This is a genomic window from Necropsobacter massiliensis (genome assembly GCF_000827595.2).
GTDB lineage: Bacteria > Pseudomonadota > Gammaproteobacteria > Enterobacterales > Pasteurellaceae > Necropsobacter > Necropsobacter massiliensis.
Genome location: NZ_LN776186.1, coordinates 157,073 through 176,871, shown reverse-complemented (window position 1 = coordinate 176,871; position 19,799 = coordinate 157,073). Strand labels below are relative to the sequence as shown.

Annotated in this window: 20 protein-coding genes and 1 pseudogene; 11 read left to right on the top strand and 10 right to left on the bottom strand. The window is 48.2% G+C overall.

The window, feature by feature from the left end; genetic code table 11:
- Positions 1–92: 92 nt before the first annotated feature.
- Positions 93–506: a ribosome-associated heat shock protein Hsp15 gene (hslR, locus tag BN3349_RS07915; RefSeq protein ID WP_040976789.1), complete on the bottom strand. Its 414-nt coding sequence runs from the start codon at positions 504–506 to the stop codon at positions 93–95.
- Positions 507–509: 3 nt separating this feature from the next.
- Positions 510–1,166 carry a GMP/IMP nucleotidase gene (gene yrfG / locus BN3349_RS07910; protein WP_040976788.1) on the bottom strand — a complete coding sequence of 219 codons (657 nt, stop codon included), beginning with the start codon at positions 1,164–1,166 and terminating at the stop codon, positions 510–512.
- A 72-nt stretch (positions 1,167–1,238) separates the two neighbouring features.
- Here yrfG and nudE point away from each other — a divergent pair, with 72 nt between their 5' ends.
- From nudE to BN3349_RS07865, 9 genes and pseudogenes are all read left to right on the top strand, one after another.
- Positions 1,239–1,796: an ADP compounds hydrolase NudE gene (gene nudE, locus BN3349_RS07905; RefSeq protein ID WP_040976787.1), complete on the top strand. Its 558-nt coding sequence runs from the start codon at positions 1,239–1,241 to the stop codon at positions 1,794–1,796.
- A 151-nt stretch (positions 1,797–1,947) separates the two neighbouring features.
- Positions 1,948–3,975, top strand: coding sequence for an OPT family oligopeptide transporter (locus BN3349_RS07900; protein ID WP_040976786.1), 2,028 nt, complete (start codon positions 1,948–1,950; stop codon positions 3,973–3,975).
- 85 nt (positions 3,976–4,060) lie between these two features.
- Positions 4,061–4,870 carry a 3'(2'),5'-bisphosphate nucleotidase CysQ gene (gene cysQ / locus BN3349_RS07895; RefSeq protein WP_040976785.1) on the top strand — a complete coding sequence of 270 codons (810 nt, stop codon included), beginning with the start codon at positions 4,061–4,063 and terminating at the stop codon, positions 4,868–4,870.
- 74 nt (positions 4,871–4,944) lie between these two features.
- Entirely contained in the window at positions 4,945–6,435 is a 1,491-nt protein-coding gene (gene zwf / locus BN3349_RS07890; protein WP_040976784.1) for a glucose-6-phosphate dehydrogenase, read from the top strand.
- 72 nt (positions 6,436–6,507) lie between these two features.
- The gene (pgl, locus tag BN3349_RS07885) at positions 6,508–7,206 is read left to right on the top strand and encodes a 6-phosphogluconolactonase (RefSeq protein ID WP_040976783.1); all 699 of its coding nucleotides are present in this window, start codon (positions 6,508–6,510) and stop codon (positions 7,204–7,206) included.
- Between the two features lie 243 nt (positions 7,207–7,449).
- Positions 7,450–7,821, top strand: a pseudogene (locus BN3349_RS07880) (aspartate/glutamate racemase family protein); the annotation flags it as partial.
- Between the two features lie 126 nt (positions 7,822–7,947).
- Positions 7,948–8,364 (top strand): hypothetical protein, encoded by a 417-nt coding sequence (locus tag BN3349_RS07875; RefSeq protein ID WP_032107933.1) that lies wholly within the window; start codon positions 7,948–7,950, stop codon positions 8,362–8,364.
- A 294-nt stretch (positions 8,365–8,658) separates the two neighbouring features.
- Positions 8,659–10,113 (top strand): decarboxylating NADP(+)-dependent phosphogluconate dehydrogenase, encoded by a 1,455-nt coding sequence (gene gnd / locus BN3349_RS07870; protein WP_040976782.1) that lies wholly within the window; start codon positions 8,659–8,661, stop codon positions 10,111–10,113.
- A gap of 113 nt (positions 10,114–10,226) precedes the next feature.
- Positions 10,227–10,511, top strand: a complete 285-nt coding sequence (locus tag BN3349_RS07865; RefSeq protein WP_040976781.1) for a YfcZ/YiiS family protein — start codon at positions 10,227–10,229, stop codon at positions 10,509–10,511.
- 67 nt (positions 10,512–10,578) lie between these two features.
- Here BN3349_RS07865 and BN3349_RS07860 read toward each other — a convergent pair whose 3' ends face one another.
- Both BN3349_RS07860 and BN3349_RS07855 read right to left on the bottom strand, forming a co-directional pair.
- Entirely contained in the window at positions 10,579–12,423 is a 1,845-nt protein-coding gene (locus tag BN3349_RS07860; RefSeq protein ID WP_040976780.1) for an ABC transporter ATP-binding protein, read from the bottom strand.
- 104 nt (positions 12,424–12,527) lie between these two features.
- Positions 12,528–13,571: a glycosyltransferase family 9 protein gene (locus BN3349_RS07855; protein WP_040976779.1), complete on the bottom strand. Its 1,044-nt coding sequence runs from the start codon at positions 13,569–13,571 to the stop codon at positions 12,528–12,530.
- Between the two features lie 104 nt (positions 13,572–13,675).
- Here BN3349_RS07855 and BN3349_RS07850 point away from each other — a divergent pair, with 104 nt between their 5' ends.
- Positions 13,676–14,416, top strand: coding sequence for a 3-deoxy-D-manno-octulosonic acid kinase (locus BN3349_RS07850; RefSeq protein ID WP_040976778.1), 741 nt, complete (start codon positions 13,676–13,678; stop codon positions 14,414–14,416).
- Positions 14,417–14,490: 74 nt separating this feature from the next.
- On the opposite strand, the gene coaD is transcribed toward BN3349_RS07850, so the two are convergent.
- The 3 genes from coaD to tpiA all read right to left on the bottom strand — a co-directional run bounded on the left by coaD (position 14,491) and on the right by tpiA (position 17,130).
- Complete coding sequence (coaD, locus tag BN3349_RS07845) at positions 14,491–14,961, bottom strand: pantetheine-phosphate adenylyltransferase (protein WP_040976777.1); 471 nt, start codon at positions 14,959–14,961, stop codon at positions 14,491–14,493.
- Positions 14,962–14,963: 2 nt separating this feature from the next.
- Positions 14,964–16,250, bottom strand: coding sequence for a lipid IV(A) 3-deoxy-D-manno-octulosonic acid transferase (gene waaA, locus BN3349_RS07840; RefSeq protein ID WP_040976776.1), 1,287 nt, complete (start codon positions 16,248–16,250; stop codon positions 14,964–14,966).
- A 112-nt stretch (positions 16,251–16,362) separates the two neighbouring features.
- Complete coding sequence (tpiA, locus tag BN3349_RS07835; RefSeq protein ID WP_040976775.1) at positions 16,363–17,130, bottom strand: triose-phosphate isomerase; 768 nt, start codon at positions 17,128–17,130, stop codon at positions 16,363–16,365.
- Positions 17,131–17,309: 179 nt separating this feature from the next.
- On the opposite strand from tpiA, the gene BN3349_RS07830 reads away from it, so the two are divergent.
- A complete protein-coding gene (locus BN3349_RS07830) occupies positions 17,310–17,759 on the top strand; it encodes a hypothetical protein (protein ID WP_040976774.1) in 450 nt (149 codons plus the stop codon).
- Positions 17,760–17,781: 22 nt separating this feature from the next.
- On the opposite strand, the gene yggU is transcribed toward BN3349_RS07830, so the two are convergent.
- From yggU to corA, 3 genes are read right to left on the bottom strand one after another with little or no spacing between them, the layout of a single operon-like run.
- Positions 17,782–18,069 (bottom strand): DUF167 family protein YggU, encoded by a 288-nt coding sequence (yggU, locus tag BN3349_RS07825; protein ID WP_040976773.1) that lies wholly within the window; start codon positions 18,067–18,069, stop codon positions 17,782–17,784.
- Between the two features lie 33 nt (positions 18,070–18,102).
- Positions 18,103–18,666: a YggT family protein gene (locus tag BN3349_RS07820; protein ID WP_040976772.1), complete on the bottom strand. Its 564-nt coding sequence runs from the start codon at positions 18,664–18,666 to the stop codon at positions 18,103–18,105.
- 15 nt (positions 18,667–18,681) lie between these two features.
- Positions 18,682–19,629 carry a magnesium/cobalt transporter CorA gene (gene corA, locus BN3349_RS07815; RefSeq protein ID WP_040976771.1) on the bottom strand — a complete coding sequence of 316 codons (948 nt, stop codon included), beginning with the start codon at positions 19,627–19,629 and terminating at the stop codon, positions 18,682–18,684.
- Positions 19,630–19,799 lie beyond the last annotated feature (170 nt).

The following is a 19,799-nucleotide window of genomic DNA, read 5'->3' as shown; positions in this document are numbered from 1 at the left end:
TGTATCCTAAATTAAATGTAAATTTGCTGTTATCCGCTTTTCACGGCATTTATACAGACAGCAATATGGTAGCGAATTGCAAAATCACAACCCTATGCCTGATGTTTGAACTTAAGCAAATCGCGCCGCTCTTTTTTATTCGGACGTCGGTCGGGATGTGGCATTGATAAGGCATTATTTTTGCGCGCAAGCGCGGTTTTTTCCCGCTTTTCAACACTTTCTTCCGTTTCGCGGTAAAGTAGCTGAGCCTGTACCGCAGCGCGCCGTTGCGCGGAAAGTGCGGTCACAATTACCTCTTTTTCCTCATTGCCCTGACGCAGTTTAATCCGTGCGCCGACTTCTACCGACTTGTTCGGCTTGGTGCGTTGGTTGTTGTAATGCACCTTACCGCCGTCAATCATCGCCTTGGCGAGAGAACGGGTTTTATAAAAACGCGCCGCCCACAGCCATTTGTCCAGACGCACATCATCGTCTTTTTCCGTTAAATCTGCTGCATGTTTCGCCATAATTTAATCCAATAAAGTGCGGTAATCTTTTACCGAGAAATGCCGTTCAAAGGTTTTATCCGCCACGCTGCTGTCCGGATTTTCCACCCCGACGGTGTAAACAATGCCAAAACGCCGGGCGCTGTCGAGCACCTTTTCGGTGTCATCGATAAACAACGTTTTATGCGGATCGAAATAATGCGTTTGCTGTAAATTCGTCCATAGCCGTTGCTGAACTTTCGGCGCATGAAAGTGGTGGCTGGATAAACACAGGTCAAAATGCGCCGCCAAATCGCAATGATTCAGTTTGACCTGTAGGCTAAAAGGGTGGCTGTCGGTCAACAAAATCAGTTGTTTGTTCATTCGGCGCAAGGCTTGCAAAAACGGGTAAACATCCGACCGCACTTTGGTCATCGCGCCTTGTGCGTGCAATAACTCCCGCAGCGGTAAATCCAGCTTTTGCGCCCAGAAATCAATGCTGTACCAGTCCAGATGGTGTTCGATCGCATCATAATGGCGTTTCAGCAGGGTGCGGCTTTGTTCCGCCGATAAGCCGAACTTCGTCGCATAAGCCTGCGGCACCGAATACGCCCAGAAATAATGATCAAAATAGAGATCGATTAAGGTGCCGTCCAAATCTAAAATGACGGTTTGCACCTGCGACCAGTTTATTTTCGCCATTCGCTCTCCCGCTGTTCTCTCCACATGGGCTTTATGGTATCGTTATTCGGTCAGTTTGTAAAAGAGGTGCTTATGCAGGAATTAAAAAAGCCGGAAATTCTCTCCGTATCGGTGGCGGCAAAATCGCGTATTTTTGAAATTCAGGCGGTAGAACTGAAATTTTCCAACGGTGCATACCGGGTTTACGAACGTTTCAAACCGAGTAGCCGTGCTGCCGTGTTAATCTTACCGGTAGACGGACAGGAGCTATTAATGATTCGGGAATACGCGGTGGGAACTGAACGCTATGAACTCGGCTTTCCGAAAGGTTTAATGGATCCCGGCGAAACCCCGCAACAAAGCGCTAATCGCGAACTGAAAGAGGAAATCGGTTTAGGTGCAAATTCCTTGACTCATCTGCGTACCGTCAACAGTTCGCCGAGTTTCATGAACAATCCGATGCATATTTTCGTGGCGCGGGATTTTTATCCCTGCAAACTGGAAGGCGACGAGCCGGAACCGCTGCAACTGGTACGTTATCCGTTAGCGAATATTGATGAACTGCTGCAACAGCCCGATTTCAGCGAAGCACGCAACCTGACTGCACTTTACAGCTTACGGGATTATCTCAAATCCGCCGCTGAATATTAGTTATTTTTTATTAATTCGCATTATTTTTTAGAAACCATAAAAAATAATGCGTTTTTTTTCATTAAAAATAAATTACTCTTATTCATTCTCCCCAACTTGGGGTAGAATTTCTCACCGATTTTAATAATTACAAAAAAGACAGAGGCATATTATGCAGAAATCTACTCATCTCGCGCCCAGCTTGCAGGAACTGACGTTTCGCGGCATGCTGTTGGGCGCATTAATCACCGTGGTATTTACCGCGTCGAACGTTTATCTGGGGCTGAAAGTAGGCTTGACCTTTGCCTCCTCCATTCCTGCTGCGGTCATTTCCATGGCGGTATTAAAAATGTTTTCCGGCTCTAACATTCTGGAAAATAACATGGTACAGACCCAAGCCTCCTCGGCGGGCACATTGTCTTCGGTGATATTCGTCCTGCCCGGTTTGCTGATGATGGGCTACTGGCAGGATTTTCCGTTCTGGCAAACCCTGTTAATCTGTATCGCCGGCGGAACGCTGGGGGTGATATTCACCATTCCGCTACGTCATGTGATGGTGGTGAAAAGTGACCTGCCTTATCCGGAAGGCGTCGCCGCGGCAGAAATTCTGAAGGCGGGCAACCATGAGGAGCAGGATAACAACAGCGAGAGCGGAATTAAAGAAATCGCCGCCGGCGGGGTGATTGCGGCGGTAATCGGTTTTCTAACCAACGGGTTACGTCTGCTAGCCGACGGTGCCAGTCTCTGGTTTAAGGGCGGCAATGCGGTATTTCAGGTGCCGATGGGCTTCTCGCTGGCGTTGCTGGGCGCCGGCTATCTGGTCGGTATCGTCGGCGGTATCGCCATTTTACTGGGAATTGTCCTAACTTGGGGCGTTGCCGTACCTTACTTCACCGCCTCTTCCATCATGCCTGCCGATGCAGATATGATCGGTTATGCCATGGATGTGTGGAAAAGCAAAGTGCGCTTTATCGGCGTCGGCACCATCGGTATTGCCGCAATTTGGACATTATTGGTATTAATGAAACCGATGATTCAAGGAATGGCGCAATCTTTCCGCGCCTTAAAAGATCCTACCTTGCGCCAAAATGACCGGACTCAGCAAGATCTTTCACCGAAAACCATGATTTATGTCGCTATTGTAGCGATTGCCTTGATTGCATTAGCACTTTCGCACTTTATCGAAGCGGCGCCGGTTTCCGCCGAACTGGCGGTTTTACTGATCGCGGTGTGTACCGCTCTTGCCGTTTTTATCGGCTTTTTCGTTGCAGCGGCATGCGGTTATATGGCTGGTTTGGTCGGCTCGTCTTCCAGTCCGATTTCAGGCATCGGCATTATTTCCGTAGTGTTAATTTCCTTAACATTAATGCTGATCGGCAAAACCTCCGGCTTGCTGGATAGCGCGGAAGGTCAGCAATTTTTAACCGCACTAACGATTTTCTCCGGTTCCATTGTGGTGACTACCGCGGCGATTTCAAACGACAACCTACAGGATTTAAAAACCGGCTTATTAGTGGAAGCGACTCCATGGCGTCAGCAGGTCGCACTGATTATCGGCTGTGTGGTCGGTGCGCTGGTTATCGCGCCGGTGTTGGAAATTTTGTATCACGCTTACGGTTTCAGCGGTGCAATGCCACGGGCGGAAATGGATCCGTCGCAAGCGCTTTCCGCGCCACAGGCAACTTTAATGACCACGATCGCCAAAGGTATTTTCTCCGATAATCTGGAATGGACTTATATCTTTATGGGCATTGTGTTAGGTCTGATCTTAATTTGTATCGATGTAGGATTAAGAAAATCCAGCGCCAATCGTTTTGCCTTGCCGGCACTGGCGGTCGGAATGGGGATTTATTTACCGCCATCAATCAACGCACCGATTATTATCGGCGCATTATTGTCGTGGTTAATCAACCGTCATCTGGAAAGCTACGCACGTCAAAAAGACAAAAATGTCGCTGAAGTGAAGAAAAAAGCCGAACGCTATGGCACCTTGTTCGCCGCCGGTCTTATCGTCGGAGAAAGCCTGATCGGCGTGATCCTCGCCTTTATCATCGCCGCTTCCGTCACCTCCGGTGGCTCCGATGCACCGTTGGCATTACAGCTGGAAAACTGGGACGCTACCGCCCAAATCTTAGGCTTACTGGTATTTGTCACCGGGGTAGGCATTTTCGCTCTGCGTATATTAAGAGCGAAAAACTGATATGAATTAAAGGGTGCGAATGATTTGCACCCTTTTTCATTTCTTTTGTTATACTATCGCCACTAAGCGAATATTGAGGCTGACTATGGCGTTACCAACTCCGCAATTATTGCAATCCGCCCTGCACATTGCCCGTCAGGCGGGCGATCACTTAAGCGATTTTTATCAGCGTAACCTGACCGTACATACCAAAACCGACAATACACCGGTCACTGCTGCGGATCTGTTCGTCAGCCGATTTTTAATCGAAAAACTGACCGCACTTACGCCCGCCATTCCGGTGCTGTCGGAAGAAAGCGCTCATATCTCGCTGGCACAGCGTAAAGACTGGCAACGTTATTGGCTGATTGATCCGCTCGACGGCACACAGCATTTCATTAACCGCAGCGGTCAATTTTGTTTGTTGATTGCCCTGATTGAACACAATCGCCCAATAATGGGCATTATTCATGTACCGCTATCGGCACACACCTATTACGCCATGCGCAACGTCGGTGCATACAAGCAAACCCCGGACGGTCTAACGCGGCTCGCCCCGCGCGCGCTGAATCCGGCAAAACCGTTAAAAATCGCTGTTGGTTCTCGCGATGCGCAGGAAAAAGTGCGGTCGATTTTAACCCCGAATTATCAATACGAATTTCTGATCCACGGTTCCTGCGGGCTGAAAGGCGCATTAGTGGCAGAAGGCTGCGCGGATTGTTATGTGCGTTTGGGACAAACCGGCGAATGGGATACCGCAGCGGCGGAAGTGCTGCTGAACGAAACCGGCGGATTTATCGTCGATACCCGCTTCCAACCGCTGACTTACAATCAACGGGAAACGCTGGTCAACCCCGACTTCGTAATGGGCGCGGACAGCGGTCTCGACTGGCGGGCTATCTTTCAATTCGATTAATCAGAACTATTGGTAATTTACCCGGTTTGAGCATATTATTACAGCTCTTTTGACACATCACATTTAGGAACAATATGAACGTTAATGCAGAAAATAATTGTATTGTCATTTTCGGCGCCTCCGGGGATTTAACCCACCGCAAACTGATTCCGGCTCTGTATAATTTATACAAAATAGGACGTTTAACCGAACATTTTTCCGTGCTGGGCGTTGCGCGAACAGAACTGAGCGACGAAGAATTCCGGCAAAAAATGCATAAGGCACTGCTGGAAACAGAGAAAACCGACCGCGATACGCTGGAAAAATTCTGTAGCCATCTGTATTATCAAGCCATTAATACCGCCGAAGCGTCGGACTATGCCAAGCTGACACCGCGCCTGGACGAATTGCACGATAAATACCAAAGCTGCGGAAACACATTATATTATATGTCAACGCCGCCGAGCTTATACGGCGTGATCCCGGAATGTCTGGCGGCACACGGCTTAAACACCGAAGAATTCGGCTGGAAACGGATTATCGTAGAAAAGCCGTTCGGTTATGATATTAAAACTGCCAAAGCCTTAGACGTGCAAATTCACCGCTTCTTTGAAGAACATCAAATTTACCGTATCGATCACTATCTGGGTAAAGAAACCGTGCAGAATTTGCTGGTGCTGCGTTTTTCAAACGGTTTGTTTGAACCGTTGTGGAATCGCAATTTTATTGATTATGTCGAGATCACCGGCGCAGAACAAATCGGAGTGGAAGAACGCGGCGGCTATTACGACGGTTCCGGCGCGGTGCGCGATATGTTCCAGAACCATTTGCTGCAAGTGCTGGCAATGGTCGCCATGGAACCGCCGGCGATCATTAACGCCGATTCCATGCGTGACGAAGTGGCGAAAGTTTTGCACTGCCTACACCCGTTAAGCGCCGAGGACGTGAAAAACAATCTGGTACTCGGTCAATATACCAGTGCCTCAATCGACGGCAAAAAACTCAAAGGCTATACCGAAGAAAAAGGCGTGCCAGCGGATTCCGACACCGAAACCTATATGGCGCTGCGCTGTGAAATCGATAACTGGCGTTGGGCAGGCGTGCCGTTTTATGTGCGCACCGGAAAACGGCTGCCGGTGCGCGTCACCGAAGTGGTGATTCACTTTAAAACCACCCCGCACCCGGTATTCAGTCAGAAAGCGCCGGAAAATAAACTGATTATCCGCATTCAGCCAGACGAGGGGATTTCCATGCGCTTCGGGCTGAAAAAACCGGGCGCCGGTTTTGAAGCCAAAGAGGTATCCATGGATTTTCGTTATGCGGATCTCGCCACCCTAAGCCTGCTGAGCGCCTACGAACGCCTGCTGCTGGATGCCATGAAAGGAGACGCGACCTTATTTGCGCGTACCGATGCGGTACATGCCTGCTGGAAATTTGTCCAGCCGATTCTGGATTACAAAGCCGAACGCGGACGGGTTTACGAATACGAATCCGGCAGCTGGGGACCGGTTGAAGCAGACAAAATGATCGCCAAAACCGGACGGGTATGGCGCAAACCGAGCGGGTTAATGAAGAAAAAAATTTAAATTATTTGCCGGTAGGGCGCTGCCGCGCACCTTTGTTATCCGGCATATTCATACATCATGCGAGGAACAATCATGCAATCTATTATTTTTGACAGCGCACAAGCGGCGGTAGCAAAAATCGCCGACGAGCTAAGCGCCTACAGTGAACAGGAGCGCCCGGTGCATATTTCCTTATCCGGCGGCAGTACGCCGAAGTTGCTGTTTAAAACGCTGGCGAGCGAACCTTTCGCCACCACAGTGCGGTGGAAAAATCTGCATTTTTGGTGGGGCGATGAGCGCATGGTGCCGCCACAGGATCCGGAAAGCAATTACGGCGAAGTACAGAAATTATTATTCGCTCACATCGCCATTCCGCCGCAGAATATTCACCGTATCCGCGGCGAACAACCAGCGCAGGAAGAACTTAAACGTTTCGAGCAGGAACTATGCGCAACAGTTCCCAATCTGGCGTTTGACTGGATTATCCTAGGCATGGGCGCAGACGGGCATACGGCGTCCTTGTTCCCGCACCAAACCAATTTTGACGACCCGAATTTAGCGGTAATCGCAAAACATCCCGACAGCGGACAGCTGCGTATCTCAAAAACGGCAAAACTGATTGCGCAAGCAAAACGTATTACCTATTTGGTGACGGGCGCGGCGAAAGCGGAAATCTTGAAAGAAATTCAAGACGTCCCCCCCGAAAAACTGCCTTATCCCGCCGCTCGCATTCACGCGAAAAACGGCGTCACGGAGTGGTATTTGGATAAAGAGGCGGCGAAGTTATTGTAAATGTTGAGATCGCAAATTGTGATCTCAAAAATCTAAATAATGAAAATTGGTTCATTTTAGGCTTTTTTAAGGTCAACATTTGTGACCTTAAACGGAGAAGATGGCGAAACAGTTCAAGAGAGGCATTGGAAATATTTACCTTATGCCTTTACCGAACAGGCATTGCAATGTTTTCTACAACGCTGATGTTATTTAATAATCGTAAATCAGGTTGTAGCGGTAACACCTTGTACCAAGACAATAAATCAAATTAAGGCGCAAGGGTTAAGCAAAGTGGCATTATTAGGCACAGCGTTTACCATGAGCGACAATTTTTATCTGGATGGTCTAATCGAACGTGGGATTACGCCGATTGTGCCGGATGCGCAAACACAACAAGAAATTCATCGAATTATTTTTGATGAGCTTTGTGTAGGGAAAATCTTATCGCAATCCAAAACTTTCTATTTAGAAACGATTGAAAAATTGACCGCACTTGGCATCAAAGGCGTGATTTTAGGTTGCACGGAAATCGGATTATTGATTGAGCAAACGGATTCGCCGCTGCCATTTTTTGATACTGCCGCATTACACAGCCAAATGGCGGTGGATTTTATTTTAGAAAATACCCGATAGTTGCAAAGAATAAGCAAGATATATGGCATATTGATTGCCTAGAAAACATATCGCAAAATTAAGCAAATATCTTGAGAAAGTGCGGTTAATTCAGCCAATTATTATTTAACATGAAAGGAATTACATATGAAAAAATTATTGACTTTATTTTGTTTATTAAGCCTTGCGGCCTGTTCATCCGGTGTATCATTAAAAGATATTCAAGGAAAAATGCCGCACGACAAGCAGGCTTTTATCGTCGATATTCCGGCAGCGAGTAATGCAGTTTCAAATACGATGGTTGTTGCAATGATTAAAACGTCTGGTTCTCCGTCGGCCTCAAATATCATACAGGTTCTGGGGATGGATAATGTCAACATCGGTGTAATTGGAAACAGTCAAATGCTGAATAAAGCCACCGTGCTGTATGCCCTGGAACAAGCACCGAAAATCGGAAGCAATGTGGGGTTATATATGCTCGGTGACAGCGAAAGCGATAAAGCGGCGTTAGAACAGGCGGCGAAAGCGAAAAAGGTACAATTGAACTATTCGCTAACACGCTAATCGGATAAATAGCCACCGTCGAGCAATCAGTCTCCGGCAAAGAAAACGCCATATTTTCGGCGCTTTATGCCAAAAAACAGATGGTTGGTCGGCAGATTACACCGAACAAGGTCAGCTTAGAACCTGCATTTTGTACAAAGACGGTGAAATGATGAAATATCAACTTTATAATCAGCCAGGGCAAATGGTGAAAGAGATTGAATAATCAATCTGTTTGCTCGGACTATGAACACAACATTGATATGGTATGATGTTGAAAACATTGTAAAGAATTCAAACCAACAGGAGAAAAATATGTCAGTAAAAGGCGACATCGGCGTTATCGGACTCGCCGTAATGGGGCAGAACCTCATTTTAAATATGAACGACCATGGCTTTAAAGTGGTGGCGTTCAACCGCACCACCTCAAAAGTGGACGAATTTTTACAAGGCGCGGCGAAAGGCACTAATGTGATCGGTGCCTATTCGTTAGAAGATTTGGCGGCGAAGTTAGAAAAACCACGTAAAATTATGTTAATGGTGCGTGCCGGCGAAGTGGTTGATCAGTTTATCGACGCATTGTTGCCGCATCTTGACGCGGGCGATATTATTATCGACGGTGGCAATTCCAATTATCCGGACTCAAACCGCCGCGTCAAAACACTGGCAGAAAAAGGCATCCGCTTTGTCGGCACCGGTGTCTCCGGCGGTGAAGAAGGCGCACGCCACGGTCCTTCTATTATGCCGGGCGGAAACGAAGAAGCTTGGCCTTATGTTAAACCAATTTTGCAGGCCATCGCCGCCAAAACCGACCAAGGCGAACCTTGTTGTGACTGGGTCGGTAAAGAAGGCGCCGGCCATTTCGTCAAAATGGTGCACAACGGTATTGAATACGGCGACATGCAACTTATCTGCGAAGCCTATCAGTTCCTTAAAGAGGGATTAGGCTTAAGCTATGCGGAAATGCAGCGCATCTTCGCTGATTGGAAAAATACCGAGCTCGACAGTTATCTGATTGATATTACTACCGATATTCTCGGTTACCAAGATAGCGACGGTCAGCCGCTGGTAGAAAAAATTCTAGATACCGCAGGTCAAAAAGGCACGGGTAAATGGACCGGTATCAACGCGCTGGATTTCGGCATTCCGCTTACGCTGATTACCGAAGCGGTCTTTGCGCGCTGCGTGTCCGCCTTTAAAGAACAGCGCACCGATGCGGCGAAACTGTTTAATAAAACCGTTGCGCCGATTGAGGGCGATAAACAAGTCTGGATCGAAGCGGTACGCAAAGCCTTACTGGCATCAAAAATCATCTCTTATGCGCAGGGCTTTATGCTGATTCGTGAAGCCTCCGAGCATTTCAACTGGAACATTAACTACGGTGCAACCGCCTTATTATGGCGCGAAGGCTGTATTATCCGCAGCCGTTTCTTGGGCAATATCCGCGATGCCTATCAAACCGCCCCGGATCTGGTCTTTTTAGGTTCTGATCCGTATTTCAAAAATATTCTGGAAAACGCGTTGCCGGACTGGCGCAAAGTGGTGGCAAAATCGGTGGAAGCGGGGATTCCGATGCCTTGTATGGCCTCTGCGATCACCTTCTTAGATGGCTACACTTCCGCGCGTCTGCCAGCAAATTTATTGCAGGCACAGCGGGATTACTTCGGCGCCCATACTTACGAACGGACAGACAAACCGCGCGGCGAATTCTTCCATACCAACTGGACAGGTCGCGGCGGCAATACCGCTTCCACCACCTATGAGGTATAATTAACTGCATCGGCGCCCGACCCGTTTAATCGGCGGGCGGGATTGCCCAAAGTGCGGTCAAAAAAACGGCTGTTTTCCGCACATGATGATGTTTTCCAACCGGAGGAGTATATATGAAAAAAGAACAACCCGTTGAATGCGTAGGCTGTAACACCTTTGATGTGGGCACAGTTATCGACAACAGCGACTGTACCGCGCATGTCGAAAGACACTACGCTAGCGAACAAGAAGCGCAAAACGCGCTAGCGGAATTTACCCGCAAAGCCAGAAATGCCGAAACGGATCCTTGCCAGATTCAATCAACTATTACTAAAACGGATGACGGCGTGTTACTGAAAGCGGATTTCACTTTCAGCTGTCAGGCGGAATCACTGATTTTCGAGCTGGGTTTGCGTTAATTTTCGGCATCAACAAAAAAGCAGTTAACCGACGAGGATAACTGCTTTTTTATACGTTAAAAACCGGTTAATCCGTATGCTCGCTTAAAAAACCGCCGCTTTGATGCTGCCATAGTTTCGCATATAGCCCGTTTTGCGCCAGTAGTTGCGCATGGCTGCCCTGTTCGACGATTTGCCCTTTATCCAGCACAATCAAGCGATCCATCGCCGCAATGGTAGATAAGCGGTGTGCAATCGCAATTACGGTTTTATTCTCCATCATTTTATCCAGACTTTCCTGAATCGCCGCTTCCACCTCCGAATCTAGCGCGCTGGTGGCTTCATCCAGTAACAGAATCGGTGCGTCTTTCAGCATCACACGGGCTATCGCAATACGCTGGCGCTGACCGCCGGATAATTTCACACCACGTTCCCCCACATGGGCGTCATATCCGCGCCGTCCTTTGGCATCGCTTAAAAACGGAATGAAATCCGCCGCCTCCGCCCGTTGTGCGGCGTTGAGCATTTCCTCTTCCGTCGCCTGCGGACGACCGTAAACAATATTATCACGCACCGAGCGGTGCAGCAGCGAAGTATCCTGCGTGACTAAGCCGATCTGGCGGCGCAGGCTTTCCTGTGAAACCGCACAAACGTCCTGTCCGTCAATGGTGATTTGCCCTTCCGCACATTCATAAAAACGCAGCAATAAATTCACGATTGTGGATTTTCCTGCACCGGAACGACCGATTAAACCGACTTTCTCACCCGGTTTGATCGTTAAATTAAAATGCGTCAATAACGGTTTTGCCGCATCATAAGAAAAACTCACATCGTCGAAACGAATTTCACCGCGCGTGACATTCAGCGGATAAGCATCCTGTTTATCCACAATAGTGTGCGGTTTGGTCAACGTATTCATACCGTCGTTGACCGTACCGATATTCTCAAACAAACGCGCTGATTCCCACATAATCCAGCGTGACAAGCCGTTTACCCGCAATGCCATCGCAACGGCGGTAGCAATCGCCCCGACGCCGACTGCACCTTGCCGCCACAATACAATACCGAGCACCGCCGTACTCAAAGTCAGCGCCACATTCGCGGCATAGGTCAGCGTGTCCAGCGAAGTGGCTAAACGCATCTGGGCATGTACGGTTAGCATAAACTCTTTCATGGAACGCTTAGCATAAGCGGCTTCGCGCGCACCATGGGAAAATAATTTTACCGTGGCAATATTGGCATAGGCATCGGTAATCCGTCCGGTCATTAGCGAACGGGCATCCGCCTGACGTTCGGCGGTTTTCGCCAGTTTCGGAATCAGTAGCCGTAAAATAACGACAAACAGCACAATCCAAATCACAAAAGGCAACAACAACCAGCCGTCTAACGCCACCAGCACTGCGCCCGAGGTAATAAAATACACCGCCACATACACAAACATGTCGGCAATCGTCAATACCGTATCGCGCACCGCCAGCGCAGTTTGCATCACTTTGGCCGATACCCGCCCGGCAAATTCGTCCTGATAAAAACTCAGACTTTGTCCCAACATCAAACGGTGAAAATTCCAGCGCAAACGCATCGGGAAATTACCCTGCAAGGTCTGCAACCGAATCAACGAAGAAACAAACAACCAGACCACGCTGATAACCAGCACCGCGCCCATGGCAAGCAACAAATGCCCTTTTTCCGCCCATAATTGCGCCGGCGTATATTGCCCCATCCAGTCAATTAATACGCCCATAAACTGAAACAACACCGCTTCCATCACCCCGGTACCAACCACCATCAGCGAGAGCAGCAAGATCCAGCCTTTCATACCGTCCAAGCTCGACCAGATAAAACGTATCAGACCGTTGCCCGGCGTTTGCGGAGATTGCTCCGGATAAGGGTTTAAGCGTCGCTCAAACCATGCAAAAATTTTATTTAACATGACCTTTCCTACATCTAAAAATAAAAGGCAACAAGATAATGTTGCCTTGAAAATTGCGCTTATTATAGCGGAAAATCGGTTATTATTTAACTGTTTTTAAGCCGTCACAATAATCCCAGTTTCCGCATGTGCGCCGCAACATCCGCCACCTCAATTTGCGCCATTAAATTTTTCCCCTTCAATTTCGTTGCCCAAGGCAGTTGTGCGGAGGGTTTACCGAATTCGCGCAGCGCATTCTGCTCATACACAGAAACCACATCCGATAGATTATAATAAGGTCCGGTGCGCAGCGGATTATGATAAGCATACAAGCCGATAACCGGCGTGCCCTGCGTGGTTGCAATATGTGCCGGTCCGCTGTCGGGGGCGATCAGCAAATCCGCCATGCCGATCAACGCGGTTAACTCTGGCAAACTGGTTTTACCGCACAAATTAAGCGGCGTAACATCACATAACGCCGCAATTCGCGCGGTGGTTTCCATTTCCCGTGGTGCTGGCGAACCGCATAAAATCACATGCATATTATGCCACTGCGCCAGATTGGCAATTTGCGCATAGCGCTCCGGCAGCCAGTCTTTTTCCGCTTTGCTGGAACAGGGGGAAATCAGCAGATTTTTGCGTTGAACATCAAGATAGCCGCGCACTTTCCGTTTATCCTCCTCAGTCACGCCCAAATCCCAGTGCGGCGGCGCGACCGGCACACCGAGATAGCGCACAAACGCCAGAAAACCGTCCAGCACATGCACAGATTGCGGATCTTCAATGCGGCGGTTAACAAACAACCATTGTCCTTCGCGCGTTCGCTGCCGACCGAAACCAATCTTATAGCGCGCCCGAATGCCCAACGAAATTAGCGAAGCGCGAACGGCAGTTTGCATATTCAGCAGCGCATCAAACTGCCGCCCGCGTAATTGTTTCCATAACGCCAGCACGCCTTGCCAGCCGCTTTTTTTATCATAAGCAATAAATTCGATTCCCTGCACATGCGCAAAAAGTCGGGCTTCGGTTTTGCCGATAATCCAAGTGATTGTTGTCTGTGGCCAGTGGCGCTGAATCTGCTGTACGGCTGCTAACGCATGGCAAACATCGCCGATAGCGGACAAACGTAAAATACAGATAGACTGCGGCGGTTGAGAGAAAAGCGACATAATTTTTTCCTGTGCACAGCGGTCTGCGTACAACAGACCCTAGAATTATTCTTATTTTCACGTAGAATATTTATGTGCTTTATTTTATAAGAAATTAATTGAATATGCTTGAATTACAGCAACAAAAAACTTTTTTTATATTTAACTTTTCTTCCGCCTTGCCGGATCAGGAACATTTTTTCTCACCGGATTTCTGGCGACAGCAAAACCGAATTATCGGCTCGGCAACAGGTCGCGGTACCACTTGGTTTATCCGCAGCGAGGAGCTGTTCGGCGTTAACTGTGCATTGCGTCATTACTATCGCGGCGGGCTGTGGGGCAAAATTAATAAAGATCATTACTATTTCAGCGAGCTGGCACAAACCCGCAGTTTCGCCGAATTCAAACTTCTGAATAAATTGTATCAGGCAGGCTTGCCGGTGCCGAAACCCATCGGCGCAAAAGTGGAAAAAAGCGCATTTGGCTGTTATCGTGCGGATATTCTGACGGAAAAAGTCGAAAATGCCCGCGATCTGACCGCACTTTTACAGCAACAGTCCCTCTCCGCGCAAGCCTGGCGCAGTATCGGCGGCTTAATTCGACAACTGCATAATCTGCAAATTCGCCATACGGATCTGAATGCCCACAACATTTTAGTGCAACAGCTTGATGACGGACAGGAAAAATACTGGCTGTTGGATTTTGATAAGTGCGGTGAAAAATCCGGCGAAAATTGGAAAACAGAAAACTTACGGCGATTGCACCGCTCTTTTATGAAAGAAACTGTCAGAATGGGCATTCAATTTCGCAGCGAAGATTGGCAGCAACTATTACAGGGCTATCGGCATCCTCTTGCGGCACATTAACGCCCTGTAACGGCAGATAGACCAACAGCATCAACTGCCATTCAAGCCGTTAAGCCCGCTGCGCCGTCCAAATATCAACGTGCCGACAGCGCGCGGAATACCGCCGGCGGCACTAGTTGGCTAACATCGCCACCATGCAGGTAAATCTCTCTGACAATCGTGGATGACAGATAAGCCCATTTTTCCGTCGGTGGCAAAAACAAACTTTCCACCCCTTTGGTCAACAAACGGTTTAGGCTGGCTAATTGCAGCTCATATTCAAAATCGGTGGCGGTACGCACGCCGCGAATAATGGCGTCGATGCGGTTGGTCAGCACAACGTCCGCCAACAAACCGGAAAAACCAAGCACTTTCACATTCGGCACATGCGCCAGCGCCTGTTCGGTCAACGCCACTCTCTCGTTTAAATCGAACAGCGGCTTTTTACGCGGATTTTCGGCAATCGCCACTGTAACTTGCGCAAACAACGCTGCGCTGCGTTCAATAATATCTAAATGTCCGTTGGTAATCGGATCAAAGGTGCCGGGATAAATCGCTGTTTTCATCGTTATACCTGTTTTTCCAGATAGGGACGCAATAAGTCGAATAAACGCTGCAACGCACCGCGGTTTTCAATTAATACTTCATGACCGGCGCTGCCGTAACGTTCACGCAATAGCGGCGAATGTAAGAAAATACTGACCGCTCTTGATAGCGCTTTGCTGTTTTCATTAACCTTCAACGCGCCCTGCACTTCAAGTAATTTGCGAAATACATCGGGAAAGTTGAACGTATATTTGCCGCTGATTACCGGTACTTTAAACGCCAGCGGTTCTAGCGGATTGTGCCCGCCGTGTTTCACTAAACTGCCGCCGACAAAGGCGACATCACAAATGCCGTACATCAGCATCAGCTCGCCCATGGTATCGCCCAGCACAACCTGAACGTGGCAATCGGGAGCGATATCGTCGCTGCGGCGAATGTAATTAAAGCGGTATTTTTTAATTAACTCGGCGACTGCATTAAAGCGTTCGGGATGGCGCGGAACCAGAATCAGCAATAAATCGGGAAAGCGCTTAAGCAAGATGCGGTGAGTTTCTAAAATAATGCTTTCTTCGCCCTCATGGGTGCTCGCCGCCACCCAGACAAAACGCCCTTTTACCCAACTGTCGCGCAATCGCAGAATGTTTGCCGACAATTCCGCGGTAATGGTCAGATCGTATTTAATATTGCCAGTTAATTGCAATTTTTTCGGATTATAACCAAGCGCCTGATAACGCTTACCGCTGATTTCATCCTGTGGCGCAATTAATCGGATTTCCCGCAGCATATTCTGTAATTTATCCTTGATCCAGCCGTAGCGAATTGCCGAGCGCGCCGATAAACGCGCGTTGGCGATAATAAAGGGAACGCCGCGATGATATAACTGATGAATTAAATTCGGCCAGATTTCGGTTTCAATCACAATGCAGACTTTGGGTTGAATAAAGCGAATAAAGCGCCTTAAACAGGTCGGCAGATCATAGGGCAGATACACGTGCGTCACGCTGTCGCCAAACGCCGCCTTCACGCGATCCGAACCGGTCGGCGTCACCGTAGTTAGGGTAATCGGCAAATTCGGGTAATCGCGTTGAATGCGACGAACCAACGGCGTGGCGGCAATCACCTCGCCCACCGAGGCGGCATGAATAATCACACCGTGCGGCTGCGGCGCAGCCAGTCCGGCGGGATAATAGCCGTATCGCTCAGCAAGGCGTTTACGGTAATTTGGCGCCTTAAAACTGCGCAGCAACATAAACAGCAGAATAAACGGTTGGAGAAAATACAGGGTTAATGTATATAAAAAACGCCACATAGCAAACTGACTTTTAATCCCATAAATTGCCGTAGTATAAAGGGTTATCGGCGCGGCATAAAGAAAGTGCGGTAAAAATTACCGCACTTTTGTTCAGGCGAAACGAAACCGATTAATTTTTGGCTTTTGCCGCCGCTTTAACAATCACCGCAAATGCTGGCGCTTTCAAAGAGGCGCCGCCGACCAGTGCGCCGTCGATATCCGGCTGAGTGAACAATTCCGCCGCATTGCCGTCATTGACCGAACCGCCGTACTGAATGATTACCTGATCCGCGACCGCCTGCGATTTTTGTGCGATATGTGCGCGAATAAAGGCATGTACCGCTTGCGCCTGTGCCGGAGTAGCGGATTTGCCGGTGCCAATTGCCCAAATCGGCTCGTAGGCAATCACTGCGCCATTAAAGGCTTCTACACCCAGCGCATTGATAACGGCATCAATTTGGCGTGCGCACACTTCTTGCGTTTTGCCCGCTTCGTTTTCTGCTTCGCTTTCACCGATACACAAAACCGGCACCAAACCGGCTTCTTTTAACACGCCGAATTTTTTCGCAATAAATTCATCACTTTCTTTGTGATACTGGCGACGTTCGGAGTGACCGATAATGATGTACTTGGCGCCGAAATCTTTCAGCATTTCAACCGAAATATCGCCGGTAAATGCGCCTTGTTTGTTTAAGTCCACATTCTGCGCACCTAACGCGATTTTACTGCCGGCAAGCGCGGCTTCAGCTTCCGCCAGATACATTACCGGCGGCGCAATCGCTACATCGCAGCCCTCAACCCCCGCAAGTTCGACGTTTAACCCGTTGATCAACGCTTTGGTAAATGCTTTGCTACCGTTTAATTTCCAGTTACCCATAACTAAAGGACGACGTGCCATTTGTTTTTCTCCATTTCATTAATAATAAAAATAACCGGTTTACTATACCAAATTTTTCTATTTTTTCGGCACTTTTTCGCCGTTTGCAAAAAAATTTTTTCGCAACAGATGATTATTGTGCGGCAAAAAGATACAATCCACTGTATGAATGTTACAAAAAATAGCCGATTGACCGTAATATGAAGATCTTTAAAGCCGAACAATGGAATCTTGACAGTCTGCACGCTTTATTCGAGCGCTATCGCATGGCACAGGGCATGCCGGAAAGCCCGGAACGCACCCGCGCCTTTCTGACCGATCGTATCCGTTTTAGCGAAAGCATCTTTTTCATGGCGGTGGATGATGTCCGCCAACCGCTTGGCTTTATTCAGCTTTATCCCCGTTTGTCTTCGCTTCAGCTTCAGCGCTATTGGCAGCTGACGGACATTTTCGTCGCCGAAAGCGCTAATTACACCGAAATTTATACCGCACTTATCGCCAAGGCGAAAGAATTTGTGCGCTATACCCAATCTACTCGCTTGGTGGTTGAACAGCAATCCTGCCAGGAGGCGATGTTAGCGCGCGAAGGATTCAGAATTAACCCGCAGAAACGCATTTTCGAATTGAACTTAACCGAATCACCGCAATAAAACAGGACAACGCCGGTTGCCCTCAAAGTAATGTTTGAATCTGTGGCGGGATCACTTTCGGTGCCGGAATCAAAATCTGCTTATGCCGGCTTAACGCGCCTTTTTCCAACACAATCGTGCTTTTCGGCACTTTAAACGTTTTGCTCAGAAACTTCAGTAAGTGGGCGTTCGCCTGTCCGTCTACCGGCGGTGCGGTGATGCTGACTTTCAATTCTCCGTCATGCACGCCCGCAATTTGATCCCGACTCGCCTTAGGCTGTAGAAAAATCCATAGGCGTAAATCATGGTTTATTTTCTCTGCTACCGGCATAAAAAACCCGAAAAAATGACCGCACTTTGCCGCTTAAGCCAGCGGCCACAGCGCCGGGAACACATCATACAGCACGCGGTTAGCGTAAAACAGGATAAACGCCAAAATCATCGGCGCAAAATCGATCATGCCGGTGTTCGGCAAAATCCGTCGAATCGGATTTAGTAGAGGCTGCGTCAGTTGGTATAAAGTATATTGCAGCGGGTTTTGGGCGCGGTTAAACCAGCTCATGATCGCCTCAATAAAAATCACATACAGCGCCGCTTCACCGAAGGTGCGTAAGCTGTGCAGCAAACCGATAAACAAATAATTGATCGGATTGGCCACCACCAGCGTGGAACCGAGCATATTCAGCAACGGATATTTGATTGTACCGAGTATGATTGTCAGCGCAAGCGCCGCCAGATTCAGATTTTTCACCGTCGGAATCAGTTTTTGCAGCGGCGCCAACAACGGATTGGTCAGCTTTACCAAGGTTTGCGACAGCGGATTATAAAAATCCACCCGACAAAACTGAAACCAAGCGCGCAGGAGCAAAACGAAACAATACACATTAATTAACGTATAGACTAAAAATTGAATTGAATTTAATCCCATTGTGATTCCTTTGAATTATAACCAGCCTTTGTGTTTAAAATATAAATAAGGCGCAATCGCAGCCAACACCATTAATCCTAACGCCATCGGATAACCGAAAGCAAAATTCAATTCCGGCATATCGTGAAAATTCATGCCGTAATTGGAGGCGACCAATGTCGGCGGCAGAAAAATCACCGACACCACCGAGAAAATTTTAATAATCCGGTTCTGTTCAATATTAATAAAACCCATTGCCGCCTGCATTAAAAAATTGACTTTTTGGAACAACGATTCATTATGCGGCTGCAATGATTCAATATCGCGCAGAATTTCCCGCGCCTGTTCCAGCTGATTGGCGGGTAGCCGCGTTTTGCGCACCAAAAAGCTCAGCGCACGCTGCGTATCCATCAGACACAGGCGCACTTTTGAACTGGCGTCTTCCTGTTCGGTCAAGGTTGCCAGCGCCTCATCAAAGGCTTCACCCTGTTTACCGTCTAAAATCACCCGGCTTAATTTTTCCAGATCTGCATACACATTTTCGATTACGTCCGCCAGCTGCTCAATTTTGGTTTCAAACAGATCCAACAGCACTTCATAGGCGTTGCATTCCACCAGCCGCTGATTGCGCGAACGCATGCGATATAAACGAAACGCTGGCAATTCGCGATCACGCAGGGTAAACAAACGCCCGTCGCGCACGGTAAATGCCACGCTGGCTAAGTCGGCGTAGTCGTCTTCGTCTTCACAATAAAAAAACGAGTGCAGATGCAAACCGTCTGCGTCTTCAAAAAAACGCGCAGATGCCTCAATGTCTTCCAGTTCAAGGAAGGATGCCAGACTTTGCCCCAGCCCTTGCTGCAAAATCTCACGTTCTTCACGGCTCGGTTCGAGCAGATCCAGCCAAATGGCAGTGTCCAATTCAGCATTGGTTTCATCAATACGAACCAAACGCGCTTCTTCAAGTGCGAAAGCATTAATCATTTCTTCATACTCCTTTGAAGGAATTATGAACAACGCTATGAACAAAGAAAAATCAAACAATATCCCCGCTGACTGCGCTAGAAATTTTTATTATTCGATTTAAAAGATACCTATGAAATAAGGTAATGAAAACTTACCCGCGAAACCCCGCCGATAAGCTAATGACGAGA